The organism is Bacteroides sp. 1001302B_160321_D4, assembly GCF_015667765.1.
Lineage (GTDB): Bacteria > Bacteroidota > Bacteroidia > Bacteroidales > Bacteroidaceae > Bacteroides > Bacteroides xylanisolvens.
The window spans coordinates 1-12,941 of record NZ_JADPLO010000055.1 but is presented as its reverse complement, the minus strand read 5'-3'; the positions used below and the strand labels follow the sequence as shown (position 1 = coordinate 12,941).

Annotated in this window: 12 protein-coding genes; 7 read left to right on the top strand and 5 right to left on the bottom strand. The window is 38.8% G+C overall.

All coding sequences use genetic code 11. From position 1 onward, the window contains the following. Positions 1–214: 214 nt before the first annotated feature. Complete coding sequence (locus KFO40_RS18990; RefSeq protein WP_009041042.1) at positions 215–664, bottom strand: type I restriction enzyme HsdR N-terminal domain-containing protein; 450 nt, start codon at positions 662–664, stop codon at positions 215–217. 63 nt (positions 665–727) lie between these two features. Between KFO40_RS18990 and KFO40_RS18985 the strand changes: the two genes are divergently transcribed. The 5 genes from KFO40_RS18985 to KFO40_RS18965 all read left to right on the top strand — a co-directional run bounded on the left by KFO40_RS18985 (position 728) and on the right by KFO40_RS18965 (position 5,984). After that, positions 728–1,504 carry an AMP nucleosidase gene (locus KFO40_RS18985; protein ID WP_004312914.1) on the top strand — a complete coding sequence of 259 codons (777 nt, stop codon included), beginning with the start codon at positions 728–730 and terminating at the stop codon, positions 1,502–1,504. A gap of 24 nt (positions 1,505–1,528) precedes the next feature. Continuing rightward, positions 1,529–2,548: a DNA polymerase III subunit delta gene (holA, locus tag KFO40_RS18980; RefSeq protein ID WP_117685091.1), complete on the top strand. Its 1,020-nt coding sequence runs from the start codon at positions 1,529–1,531 to the stop codon at positions 2,546–2,548. Between the two features lie 1,213 nt (positions 2,549–3,761). Further along, a complete protein-coding gene (locus tag KFO40_RS18975) occupies positions 3,762–4,232 on the top strand; it encodes a helix-turn-helix domain-containing protein (RefSeq protein ID WP_009041041.1) in 471 nt (156 codons plus the stop codon). Positions 4,233–4,308: 76 nt separating this feature from the next. Beyond that, on the top strand, positions 4,309–5,085 hold the full coding sequence (locus KFO40_RS18970; RefSeq protein ID WP_004312917.1) for a dihydroorotate dehydrogenase electron transfer subunit: 777 nt from the start codon (positions 4,309–4,311) through the stop codon (positions 5,083–5,085). Beyond that, positions 5,073–5,984, top strand: a complete 912-nt coding sequence (locus KFO40_RS18965) for a dihydroorotate dehydrogenase (RefSeq protein WP_004312918.1) — start codon at positions 5,073–5,075, stop codon at positions 5,982–5,984. The genes KFO40_RS18970 and KFO40_RS18965 overlap by 13 nt, the downstream gene beginning before the upstream one ends. Before the next feature lie 215 nt (positions 5,985–6,199). On the opposite strand, the gene trmD is transcribed toward KFO40_RS18965, so the two are convergent. Continuing rightward, positions 6,200–6,877 carry a tRNA (guanosine(37)-N1)-methyltransferase TrmD gene (gene trmD, locus KFO40_RS18960; RefSeq protein WP_004312919.1) on the bottom strand — a complete coding sequence of 226 codons (678 nt, stop codon included), beginning with the start codon at positions 6,875–6,877 and terminating at the stop codon, positions 6,200–6,202. A 75-nt stretch (positions 6,878–6,952) separates the two neighbouring features. Here trmD and ligA point away from each other — a divergent pair, with 75 nt between their 5' ends. Then, positions 6,953–8,953: an NAD-dependent DNA ligase LigA gene (ligA, locus tag KFO40_RS18955; RefSeq protein ID WP_009041040.1), complete on the top strand. Its 2,001-nt coding sequence runs from the start codon at positions 6,953–6,955 to the stop codon at positions 8,951–8,953. A gap of 59 nt (positions 8,954–9,012) precedes the next feature. Then, positions 9,013–9,906, top strand: coding sequence for a 4-hydroxy-tetrahydrodipicolinate synthase (gene dapA, locus KFO40_RS18950; RefSeq protein WP_004312921.1), 894 nt, complete (start codon positions 9,013–9,015; stop codon positions 9,904–9,906). Between the two features lie 263 nt (positions 9,907–10,169). On the opposite strand, the gene tnpC is transcribed toward dapA, so the two are convergent. The 3 genes from tnpC to KFO40_RS18935 all read right to left on the bottom strand — a co-directional run bounded on the left by tnpC (position 10,170) and on the right by KFO40_RS18935 (position 12,561). Continuing rightward, positions 10,170–11,735 carry an IS66 family transposase gene (gene tnpC / locus KFO40_RS18945; RefSeq protein ID WP_008023400.1) on the bottom strand — a complete coding sequence of 522 codons (1,566 nt, stop codon included), beginning with the start codon at positions 11,733–11,735 and terminating at the stop codon, positions 10,170–10,172. 86 nt (positions 11,736–11,821) lie between these two features. Then, the gene (gene tnpB, locus KFO40_RS18940; protein WP_008023397.1) at positions 11,822–12,172 is read right to left on the bottom strand and encodes an IS66 family insertion sequence element accessory protein TnpB; all 351 of its coding nucleotides are present in this window, start codon (positions 12,170–12,172) and stop codon (positions 11,822–11,824) included. Beyond that, positions 12,160–12,561 (bottom strand): hypothetical protein, encoded by a 402-nt coding sequence (locus KFO40_RS18935; RefSeq protein WP_008026046.1) that lies wholly within the window; start codon positions 12,559–12,561, stop codon positions 12,160–12,162. Before KFO40_RS18935 ends, tnpB begins: the two co-directional genes overlap by 13 nt. Between the last annotated feature and the right edge of the window lie 380 nt (positions 12,562–12,941).

The window sequence follows — 12,941 nt, the reverse complement described above, 5'->3', positions numbered from 1 at the left end:
AAGAAAGCAGATGATGGTGACGGAAGAGATGCTGTAACGCAGAAGTAAAAAGCTGTTTGAAGACTGTCTGAAAGGGTAGTTGGTATAGTGACGCTATCTGTTCGGGATAGCGTCACCATAGTAGGCAAATAGCGTCACTATCCCCTCAGGATAGTGACGCTATTTTATTCTTGTCGGCAAGGCTGTTTTTTAAAGGCGAATACAGCAGATTATTTTATAAAGAATGGTAATCAGGAATATCCTGAAGGAACGTATAACTCTGATGTTCATAATCCATGCAGCAGCAATAATGTTGCATTCCGTTGCTGACAATCAGGTAATCTACTTTCAGTACCATATTATACCGGGTGATCTGGTCGAAAACGGCCTGTGTTATTTCAATGTGTGGTGCTTTATATTCTACAATCATCCGGGCTGATAAATCCCTCCGGTAAAGTACTGTATCGCATCGTTTGGTAGTACCGTTCAACTTCACCATTACTTCATTGGCAAGAAGGGTAGTCGGATATCCTTTGTGTGCAATAAGAAAGTGAACAAAGTGTTGCCGTACCCATTCTTCAGGGGTAAGGGCGACATATCGTTTACGAATAACGTCGAAAATTACATTTTTTCCGTTTCGTACGTTTATTTTAGTGTCGAATACTGGTAGGTTTAACGATAACATTTATTATTTTTGTAAGTTAAATAATGGTTCCCATTATTGGGAGCACAAATTTAATAGATAATTATGAAAACAAAAGAAGAAATCGTAGCTAATTGGCTGCCGCGTTACACAAAACGTAACCTGGAGGATTTTGGAGAGTATATTCTGTTGACTAACTTCAACAAGTACGTTGAGATTTTCGCAAATCAGTTTAATGTTCCTATTTTAGGAAGGGACGCAAATATGATTTCTGCTTCTGCCGAAGGTATCACAATGATTAACTTCGGTATGGGAAGTCCCAACGCTGCTATCATCATGGACTTGCTGGGTGCTATTCGCCCCAAAGCATGTTTATTCCTCGGAAAATGTGGTGGTATCGACAAGAAAAACCAGCTTGGTGACTTGATTCTTCCTATTGCGGCTATCCGTGGGGAGGGAACTTCCAATGATTATTTTCCTCCCGAGGTTCCTGCGTTGCCTGCATTTATGTTGCAGCGTGCCGTTTCTTCATCCATTCGTGACAAAGGCCGCGACTATTGGACCGGTACTGTATATACCACTAACCGTCGTATTTGGGAACATGATGATGCGTTCAAAGAATATCTGACAAAGACACGGGCTATGGCAGTCGATATGGAAACTGCAACTCTGTTTAGTTGTGGCTTTGCCAATCATATTCCTACCGGTGCGTTATTATTGGTATCCGATCAGCCAATGACTCCCGATGGAGTGAAAACGGATAAAAGCGATAATTTGGTGACCAGAAATTATGTAGAAGAGCATGTTGAAATTGGCATTGCTTCTCTGCGTATGATTATTGATGAAAAGAAAACTGTTAAACACTTGAAATTCGACTGGTAATCCGGTCTTTCTGAAAAAATATATATGGCAAAACAAGAATTGACCTGTGATGACATCCTCAAGGAATTGAGAGCAAAGCAGTATCGCCCTGTCTATTACCTGATGGGAGAAGAGTCGTATTATATCGACTTGATTGCAGATTACATAACGGATAATGTGTTGAGTGAAACGGAAAAAGAATTCAACCTGACTGTTGTGTATGGTGCTGACGTGGATGTGGCAACGATTATAAATGCCGCAAAGCGTTATCCCATGATGTCAGAACATCAAGTAGTAGTCGTTAAGGAAGCACAGGCCGTGCGTAATATGGAGGAGTTGTCATATTATCTTCAAAAGCCTTTACTTTCCACTATCTTAGTGATATGCCATAAGCATGGAACTTTGGATCGTAGAAAGAAGTTAGCTGCCGAGGTGGAAAAAACGGGTGTATTGTTTGAGTCTAAAAAAATCAAAGATGCGCAACTTCCCGGTTTTATCGCTTCATATATGAAACGAAAAGGGGTTGATATGGAACCGAAGGCAACTTCTATGCTTGCTGATTTTGTAGGCTCGGATTTAAGTCGTCTGACCGGAGAACTTGAAAAGCTGATTATCACTTTACCTGCCGGACAAAAACGTGTTACTCCTGAACAGATAGAAAAGAATATCGGCATAAGCAAAGACTATAATAACTTTGAATTGCGCAGTGCTTTAGTGGAAAAGGATATATTGAAAGCGAACAAAATAATAAAATATTTTGAGGAAAATCCGAAAACAAATCCAATCCAAATGACGCTGTCTCTATTATTTAGCTTTTACTCCAACTTGATGTTGACTTATTATGCGCCGGATAAATCAGAGCAAGGAATTGCAAACATGCTAGGATTAAGAACTCCATGGCAGGCTCGGGATTATATGGCGGCAATGAGAAAATATAGTGGAGTAAAGACGATGCAAATTATTGGAGAAATACGATATGCTGATGCAAAATCTAAAGGAGTCCAAAACAGTTCTATGACAGATGGAGATATTCTTCGCGAGCTGGTGTTTAAAATTTTGCATTAACTCGAATTAAGAATTACATATATCATCAGACATATACTTTTACCATAGATAGAAATGGGGAGTATATGTCTTTTTTATATTCCCGCAATTATACTTATCTCAAAAAGGCCTCTCACTATTTTCTGTGATTATTTTTACAAATAAAATTAGTTATTTCATCGTTTTATAGAGTTACTGTTTGGCTAATCACACAAACAGTTTTTTTAATTTTATATTGCCCTATCTTTTCAGAAAATACATTTTCATTAAATCTAAAGCTTGAATTTTTTAACGAGAAAAGTTTACTGATCCTTGAGTTTTATCAAAAAAGCATTTTAGATTTTGATGCTACCATTTTATAGTGAGAATGGAGATTTTCTCTTTTTCTAAAGCTGCCCATTAATGTCATTTTGATAGTTCAGACTATATTGGATTGTTACAGCATGATTTTTTTCTAGTTTAATAGAAATATAGATTCACTTTATTGGGATTAAATTCTTGTATATCATTTATTTATGCGAAAAATAAGCCTTCTAGAATCGAAAAAAAATAAATATCTGGAGATTGGTACAGAAATATCGCAAGGATTTGCTTTTTAGAGAAAATTGTAAAGGATGATTAGACAAAAATAGTAATATACATTGGTAAAGTATGGGTTGATTCCTTCCTTTTATTGCTTTTGCAACTATCGATATTTACTTTTGTACATTTAGCATGTTACCAATGTGTAATACAGGAATGTGAATTCAATACAAATGTAATCCAAAAGGATTATTCACAATAGTGTATTTGTGCGTTTACAATATTAATATTATATATACAAATGTAGTTGTATGACAATTAACAAATAAGAAATGTCCGCTTATTTTGTTGTAATTCAGTATGATATGTATTATTACATCAATTTATACTATAAAAGCTTCTTTTAGGTGGTGTGTATATTTGTGAATAACTTTATTTTGGCTTATATGTATATCAGTTATACATCTATATATCTGCACTTTATATATATTTATTTAATTAAAGATTTATGTTTGTATTTACTGTTTTTGTTTGATATACAAACGTAATATTCGATTTGCATAGAACGGTGTATTTTTGTGATATTAATATTTTTATATTTGTAATTTGCTTTTGTGAATCTAAATATTTACCTTTGTATTATCAATGATGTAATACGTATTTTTGTGAATCAGGTGCATAACACATACAATTGTACTAAAAAGAAGGTAGTATGGAGATAAAAGACAGAATCAGAATGATAATGGAGAGAGAAAAAGTTCCTCCTAAAGTTTTTGCTAAAACAATCGGAGTACAACAATCTACTCTCTCTCATATTTTAAATGGCCGGAATAAACCCAGTTTAGATGTCATAATGAAGGTTCATCAAAAGTATGACTATGTAAATCTTGAATGGTTGCTTTATGGAGAGGGCGAAATGATGGTATCTGAAGAAGAGACATCTTTTTCTTCTTCTAATAGCGATTATCTGCCTTCTTTATTCGACGAGAATCTCATAAATTCGTCCAAAGAGCCGGCTATTCCGGAAAATCGCAAGGAAATGCCATTAAGAAACGCTGAAAATTCCCCTAAAGAGATTGTAAAACAAGAGATTAGGTATATAGAAAAGCCTGCCAGGAAAATCACGGAAATAAGAATATTTTTTGATGATAATACCTATGAGACGTTTAGGCCTGAAAAATAAAGAGTAAAATCGGTGGTTTGAGCAATTTCCTGTATCTTTGCACCCGGAATACGAATTTATACTTTTATATCCATACATGAAGAAATTTATTTTAGATCTGACAGTGACCGAGAATATCAGATTGAATGCAAACTATGTATTGCTAAAATTGACGTCTCAGTCATTACTGCCCGAAATGTTACCTGGGCAGTTTGCAGAAATCCGGGTGGACGGTTCGCCTACTACATTCTTGCGTCGTCCTATTTCTATTAATTTTGTAGATAAACAGCGAAATGAGGTCTGGTTTCTGATCCAGCTGGTTGGTGATGGAACAAGACGTCTGGCAGAGGCTAATTCTGGTGATACAATTAATGTGGTGCTTCCGCTGGGAAATGCATACACAATGCCTCAAGAGGCTTCTGATAAGCTCTTATTAGTTGGTGGAGGTGTCGGAACAGCTCCCATGTTGTATTTAGGTGAACAATTGGCTAAAAAAGGCCACAAACCTACGTTCTTGTTAGGTGCCCGTAGCGACAAAGATTTGTTGCAGCTGGAAGAGTTTGCTAAATATGGAGAGGTGTATACTACTACGGAAGATGGTAGCCATGGCGAAAAAGGATACGTAACTCAACATTCTATATTAAATAAGGTACGATTTGAGCAGATTTACACTTGTGGTCCTAAACCAATGATGGTGGCTGTGGCAAAATATGCCAAAAGTAATCAGATAGAATGTGAAGTTTCTTTGGAAAATACAATGGCTTGTGGTATCGGAGCATGCTTGTGCTGTGTGGAAAATACGACAGAAGGTCACTTGTGTGTATGTAAAGAAGGTCCTGTTTTTAATATAAATAAACTACTATGGCAGATTTGAGTGTAAACATTGGTGAATTACAAATGAAGAATCCGGTAATGACGGCATCCGGTACATTTGGATATGGTGAAGAGTTCTCTGATTTCATTGATATAACGCGAATAGGTGGTATTATTGTAAAAGGAACGACTCTTCACAAACGTGAAGGGAATCCTTATCCGCGTATGGCAGAGACTCCTTCTGGTATGTTAAACGCTGTAGGACTGCAAAATAAGGGTGTTGACTACTTCGTGGAGCATATATATCCTCGTATAAAAGACATTCAAACGAATATGATTGTAAACGTTTCGGGGTCTGCGATCGAAGATTATGTAAAAACGGCTGAAATCATTAATGAACTTGACAAAATTCCTGCTATAGAACTAAACATCTCTTGCCCCAATGTGAAGCAAGGAGGTATGGCTTTTGGTGTGTCAGCAAAAGGGGCATCAGAAGTAGTGAAAGCAGTGCGTTCTGCTTACAAAAAGACACTTATCGTAAAACTCTCCCCAAACGTTACGGATATCACCGAAATAGCTCGCGCGGCAGAAGAAAGTGGTGCAGATAGCGTGTCATTAATCAATACATTGCTGGGTATGGCGATTGATGCGGAACGTAAACGCCCTATTTTATCAACGATAACAGGAGGAATGTCGGGAGCGGCCGTAAAACCTATCGCATTGCGTATGGTGTGGCAAGTTGCTAAGGCGGTAAATATTCCTGTCATTGGTTTAGGGGGTATTATGGACTGGAGAGATGCTGTCGAATTCATGCTTGCAGGTGCAACGGCTATCCAGATTGGTACGGCAAATTTCATAGATCCTGCTGTCACTATTAAAGTGGAAGATGGTATAAATAATTACCTGGAAAGACACGGGTGTAAGTCTGTAAAGGAAATTATTGGTGCACTTGAGGTGTAATTGAAAACATACAATAACCATTCGCACTAAGTCTGCGAGAAAAATGCTATTTGTCTTTTGAATAAAGGAAGAATAAGCAGGCTGGAAACAGCGGATGAAAAATAGGTCTGTGTTTAAGATTAGCTATCAGCAAGATCTTTATAAACTGAAGGCAAAATAAAAACGACGGTGAAGATTTACATATTCTTCACCGTCGTTTTTATTTACACTTTATTTTATTCTCCCAATAAGTCGGGACGAAGTTTTCTGGTACGTTCCAGGGATTGTTGCAGTTCCCATTCTTTGATTTTTGCTTCATGACCGGATAAGAGAATATCGGGGACTTTCCAACCTTTATAATCCGCAGGTCGTGTATATACAGGTGCTGCCAGCAAATTATCCTGGAAAGAATCGGAAAGTGCGGACTGTTCATCAGAAATGACTCCGGGGATGATACGTACGATGGCGTCCGCCATCACCGCTGCTGCCAATTCTCCTCCTGTTAATACGTAATCTCCAATGCTGATTTCTTTAGTAATCAGGTGTTCTCGGATGCGGTAATCGATACCTTTGAAATGTCCGCAAAGAATAATGAGATTCTGTGCCAACGAGAGGCTGTTGGCCATCGGCTGGTTGAACTGTTCTCCGTCGGGGGTCGTGAAAATAACTTCATCGTAGTCGCGTTCTGCCTTCAGAGCATTGATGCAACGCTCGATGGGTTCTATTTTCATAACCATTCCGGCAAACCCTCCAAAAGGATAATCATCGACACGGCGATATTTATCTTCGGTATAATCACGCAGATTGTGAATATGTATCTCTGCAAGTCCTTTATCTTGAGCTCGTTTCATGATAGAACAATTGAAGAAACCTTCAATCATTTCGGGTAAAACTGTTATAATATCAATACGCATAATCTTTTAATTTTTCGCAAAAGTACAAATATTCAAAGATAAACATGTATTTTTGCCTTAAACAATCGAATAAATATGGATATAAAGGAAAAAATAGAGGAATTGCGTGCCGAACTTCACCGGCATAATTATAATTATTATGTGTTGAATGCTCCTGAAATCTCAGATAAAGAGTTTGACGACAAGATGCGTGAACTTCAGGATTTGGAACAGGCACATCCGGAATATAAAGATGAAAATTCGCCTACGATGCGTGTAGGTAGCGATTTAAACAAGAATTTCACGCAAGTGGCTCATAAATATCCTATGTTGTCATTGGCAAATACATATTCGGAAGCGGAAGTGACGGACTTCTACGACCGTGTCCGTAAGGCATTGAATGAGGATTTCGAGATTTGTTGTGAAATGAAATATGACGGTACTTCTATTTCGCTGACTTATGAAGATGGAAAGTTGGTTCGTGCCGTCACCCGTGGGGATGGAGAAAAGGGGGATGATGTGACGGATAATGTGAAAACGATCCGTTCTATTCCGCTTGTATTGCATGGTGATAATTATCCTGCTTCTTTTGAGATACGTGGAGAAATTCTTATGCCATGGGAAGTGTTTGAAGAGTTGAATCGAGAGAAAGAAGCGCGTGAAGAGCCGCTTTTTGCCAATCCGAGAAATGCGGCTTCCGGTACATTGAAGTTGCAGAATTCTTCTATTGTGGCTTCCCGCAAACTGGATGCTTATTTGTATTATTTGCTGGGTGATAACCTGCCTTGTGACGGACATTATGAAAATCTTCAGGAAGCGGCAAAATGGGGCTTTAAAATCTCTGATTTGACGCGTAAGTGCCAGACATTAGAGGAGGTTTTTGAATTTATCAATTATTGGGATGTAGAGCGTAAAAATCTGCCGGTTGCCACAGATGGGATTGTTTTAAAGGTGAATAGTTTGAGGCAGCAGAAGAATTTGGGCTTTACGGCTAAATCTCCTCGATGGGCTATTGCTTATAAATTCCAGGCAGAACGTGCGTTGACCCGTTTGAATAAGGTGACTTATCAGGTAGGAAGAACCGGAGCTGTTACACCAGTAGCTAATCTGGATCCTGTGCAGCTTTCAGGGACGGTTGTAAAACGTGCGTCCTTGCATAATGCGGATATTATCGAGGGGCTTGATTTGCATATTGGAGACATGGTTTATGTAGAAAAAGGCGGTGAAATTATTCCTAAGATTACAGGGGTTGATAAAGATGCACGTAGTTTTATGCTTGGTGAGAAGGTTCGGTTCATCGTTAATTGTCCCGAATGTGGCAGTAAACTAGTCAGATATGAAGGAGAAGCTGCTCATTATTGCCCGAATGAAACAGCGTGTCCTCCTCAAATCAAAGGCAAAATAGAGCATTTTATTAGTCGAAAGGCTATGAATATTGATGGATTAGGGCCGGAAACGGTGGATATGTTCTATCGTTTGGGATTAATTGAAAATACGGCCGACTTGTATAAACTTACAGCTGATGATATCAAAGGTTTGGATCGTATGGGTGAAAAATCGGCAGAGAATATTGTAACGGGAATTGCGCAAAGTAAAACAGTTCCTTTCGAGCGTGTAATCTTTGCTTTAGGAATCCGCTTTGTTGGTGAGACTGTGGCTAAAAAGATTGCGAAGTCGTTTGAGAATATCGATGATTTACAGCAGGCAGATCTTGAAAAATTGGTAAGTATCGATGAAATCGGAGAAAAAATAGCTCAAAGTATACTTGCTTATTTTGCTAATGAGTCTAATCGTGAGTTGGTTAACAGGCTAAAGGAGGCCGGACTACAACTTTATCGTACAGAGGAAGATTTGAGTGGATACACTGATAAGTTGGCAGGACAGTCTATTGTTATCAGTGGTGTGTTTATCCATCACTCGCGTGACGAATATAAGGAACTTATCGAGAAAAACGGAGGGAAAAATGTTGGAAGCATTTCCGCGAAAACGAGTTTTATATTGGCTGGAGATAATATGGGACCTGCAAAGCTCGAAAAAGTAAAAAAACTTGGAATAACCATATTAAGCGAAGACGAATTTCTGAAACTTATATCGTAAGATAAGAAAAATATTCGTACTTTTGCGGCTAAATAAATTAGAGATTATAATTAAAACTCATGATACAGACTAAATTGAAAGGAATGGGGGTAGCACTGATTACTCCTTTCAAAGAGGATGAGAGCGTTGACTATGACGCGTTGATGCGTATGGTGGACTATCTATTGCAGAATAATGCGGATTTCTTGTGTGTGCTGGGAACTACAGCTGAAACACCGACTCTGACCGAGGAAGAAAAGAAAACCATAAAAAAGATGGTAATTGACCGCGTTAACGGAAGAATTCCTATTCTGTTGGGTGTAGGTGGTAATAATACTCGCGCTATTGTAGAAACATTGAAAAACGATGATTTTACAGGGGTTGATGCTATATTGTCTGTGGTGCCGTATTATAATAAACCTTCTCAAGAAGGTATTTATCAGCATTATAAAGCGATTGCGGAAGCTACGGAGCTCCCTATCGTATTGTATAATGTTCCGGGACGTACGGGAGTAAATATGACTGCTGAAACTACGTTGCGGATTGCCCGTGATTTCAATAATGTAGTTGCTATTAAAGAAGCATCCGGCAATATCACGCAAATGGATGATATTATTAAAAATAAACCGGAAAATTTTAATGTAATCTCTGGAGATGATGGTATCACCTTTCCTCTCATAACATTGGGAGCTGTTGGCGTGATTTCGGTAATTGGTAATGCTTTTCCTCGTGAATTTAGTCGCATGACACGTTTGGCGCTTCAAGGAGACTTTGCCAATGCGTTGACTATTCATCATCGATTTACGGAATTATTTAACCTGTTATTTGTCGATGGAAATCCGGCAGGCGTAAAATCAATGTTAAATGCGATGGGGATGATTGAAAATAAGCTTCGTTTGCCGCTGGTTCCTACTCGTATTACTACATTTGAAGCAATACGCAAGGTTCTGAATGAATTAAATATTAAATGCTGAAAAAAGATGGACTCTTGACTAGTTCATAATAAACATCGAAGTGTTTAAAATAAATATCCCAATGATTAAATTCAATCATTGGGATATTTATTTTAAATCAGCCTATGATTTTTTTATTTTTATTCTCCCCTTCATCTTTCTTCTGAATAGCCTATGAATAAGGAATTTAGAGATGAAGGAGCTTCTTAAAAGCTGTTGTTTGTTGGTAAGCGTCTCCGCGATTCTATATAGTTTGCTAAAATAAAAAGGCTAATGCTCCCTTTTTATCCATTAGCCTTTTCCCATCTGTCAGGAAGCAGTTCCCTGTATTTTTCAAGTGGTGTGTTTGGTTGCCATTCAGCTGTTCTGTTTATCACATCCGTGAGATACTCAAATAGATTCACTTTATGCATCCTACAGGTGAGTGCTATCGTGTAGAGTATGGCGCCTCGTTCGGCTCCCTTATGGCTGCCGAAGAACAATGAGTTTTTTCTTGATAAGGATATGTACCGGTTCATCCGTTCAACTATATTGTTGTCCAGGTAAGTGTCACCATAATTAAAGATGTCCACCACTGCATTCCACTCATTGCGAAGATAGGTGATAGCTTCTTGTAGTTCGCTCTTTGGTAATAAATCCCCCCGCTCTTCTATTTCATCAAACACATCTTTTATTTCTCCGAGTATGTCCGGCGCATACTTTTTTCGATGCATAAGATTCTGTTCTACTGTCCATCCATCAACCCCAACTTTATGCTTATGCTCGTTTTGATAAAGAGTGTTTATCAGCTCCACGATTCTTTTTGCATCCGGGTCATTCTCACCGCAATCTATAAATTTCCGTTTTATATGTTGCAAGCACGGGATGCGTGTGATATTGGGATAAGCATCGCTTTCGAGCTTCCGGTAAGGTGAGTAGCCATCGCTTTGTATGATACCTTTGCAACTGCCTAATTCGTTAAGAATAACTCTTTCAGACCGGGAGCCGTCATCATAGAGCAGGTATATCATCCTGGTGTTTATGCCGACAACCACCCAAAGGTATCCCTTTCTAACTCCTTTTCCCTTACTGTTCTTTTCCGGGACGAGTATTTTGTAATAGGTTTCGTCGGCTGCCTTATAAGGATCACTCAAAGCTGTCTGCCGGATACACTTATAAAGATTTTCGAAGAGGCCTGAGGCTTTTTCTATCAACTTATGAGCCGTAGGTTTCTTCAGCGTAAAGCCATGACCTTCGAAGTAGTTGATGATTCTTTCAACAGGTAGCGATTGTATATAACGTAATTCCATCAATCCGGCAATAAATGAGCCGTCATAGCTGGAATTTAAGAAAGCCGCGACCGGGGTTTTTCCCTCAAACAGGCGACCGTCTTGCGTATAGGTGTGTATCTTGTAGACGTGCTTGATGAAGCGCATGGGTACACATTCATAGCGGACGCATATTCTGGGAGCGGTAGTAAACAACCGGGCTTTATTGATGTCAAAATCGGGATCATCAGGATAAACGACATGTTCTTCTTCCTCCATCTCATAATGCATGTCACGTTTGGCACCATTGTTCTTTCTGGCTTTACGCTTATCTGCTTTTTCAGCTTCTCTCTTCTGCCGCTCTTCTTCGGACATGGCAGGTTGGGGAGCTTGTTGCTGTTCGGATGTGTTGGATACAAGTTTGGCGAGCCCCTTAGCAAGGCGCTGTTGTTTGCTAAGAGATTCGCCTTTTTGAAGGAGTGCTTCTTTAAGGGAAGAAACCTCTTTTATCAAAGCATCTACTTGCCCCAAGAGTCTGTTGTTGTCATCTCGTAATCTCTTGATCTGTTCCTTCAATAACTCTATGATCTCATCCTTTTTCATGGTATAAAGATATAAAAAATCAACGAGTTGACCAAATAAATCGGATGATATACTTAGTACAAATAATTAACAATCAACATATTATATTAAATCCTGAAACGTTTTCGCAACCGTACAGACTTCAATGACACTCCATTTAAGATAAAAGACAAAACCTGATAAGAAATCTCGTAATTGCCTGTATGGGGGTTAAATGTTGGTAACTCAAAACTTCCACCCTCGAGGCGCTTGTAGTACAGAAGAAAGCCATCGCCATCCCAACGCAGTATTTTTACACTTTGTCGGTTTTTGCCAAAGAATAAAAATATATCTCCGGAAACGGGAGACAAGTCCTTCATTTCCAAGCGTATAATTTTGAATAAACCGTCGATGCCAAGGTTCATACGAACAAAGCCCTGGTACAGATAGTATCGATTGGCTGATGTTAGAGAATACATGGATCTCCCTCCTTTCTTTCGTAATCGAGCAACATTTTAATAACACCACCGGGTGTGGCCCGTTTGACCGAAATGGTGGTTCCACTGTTAAACGTGATTGTGATCCCGGCAAGACTAAACTCTTCTTCCGACGACATGGCGGGTGCTATTTGAGTGAACGCAGGAGAGGTAGTGGTCAGTGGGGACGGCTCAACGCCGCCATAATAATCACGAACCACATCTGCCTTAGCTTGTTTAACGCTATAGCCCCGTCGGGACATCCAGGAACTCATACCTCCAAAAGTGGTATGCTGCTCGCGGCAAACATCCGCTAAAGAACAATTGTAGTCTGTTTTTAAGACTTCTTGGAAACGTTTCCAAGTTCTTCTAAATCTATTTTCTAAATCCATAATGCTTCATTTTTATACCTCGCAAAGATATGAGAGCTAAAAACGGACAGCAATATAGAATCGCGGAGACGCTTACGTTTGTTGTGGTGGATTATATTTTGCGTTATCCTCTAAGCTTGCGTAGATGATATAGGTTGTTTTTGTTCTGTAAAGCGGTGCTTTAGACATAGAAAAGCATAGCTTTAGCCTATCGAAAGCTATGCTTTTTCTTTCTTTTTCAATGGAACATATTTGTTTTATAAATCAGTTCGATAAAAATAACCTACCACATGTTTCTTTTCTAATATCGAGCCGGGATATAAAGGCTCAGTTGTAATTCTTGGGGGATTAAGTTTAGTCAATTCCCTTCATGCATATACCTTTGCTAGCCTAAAAAGGAA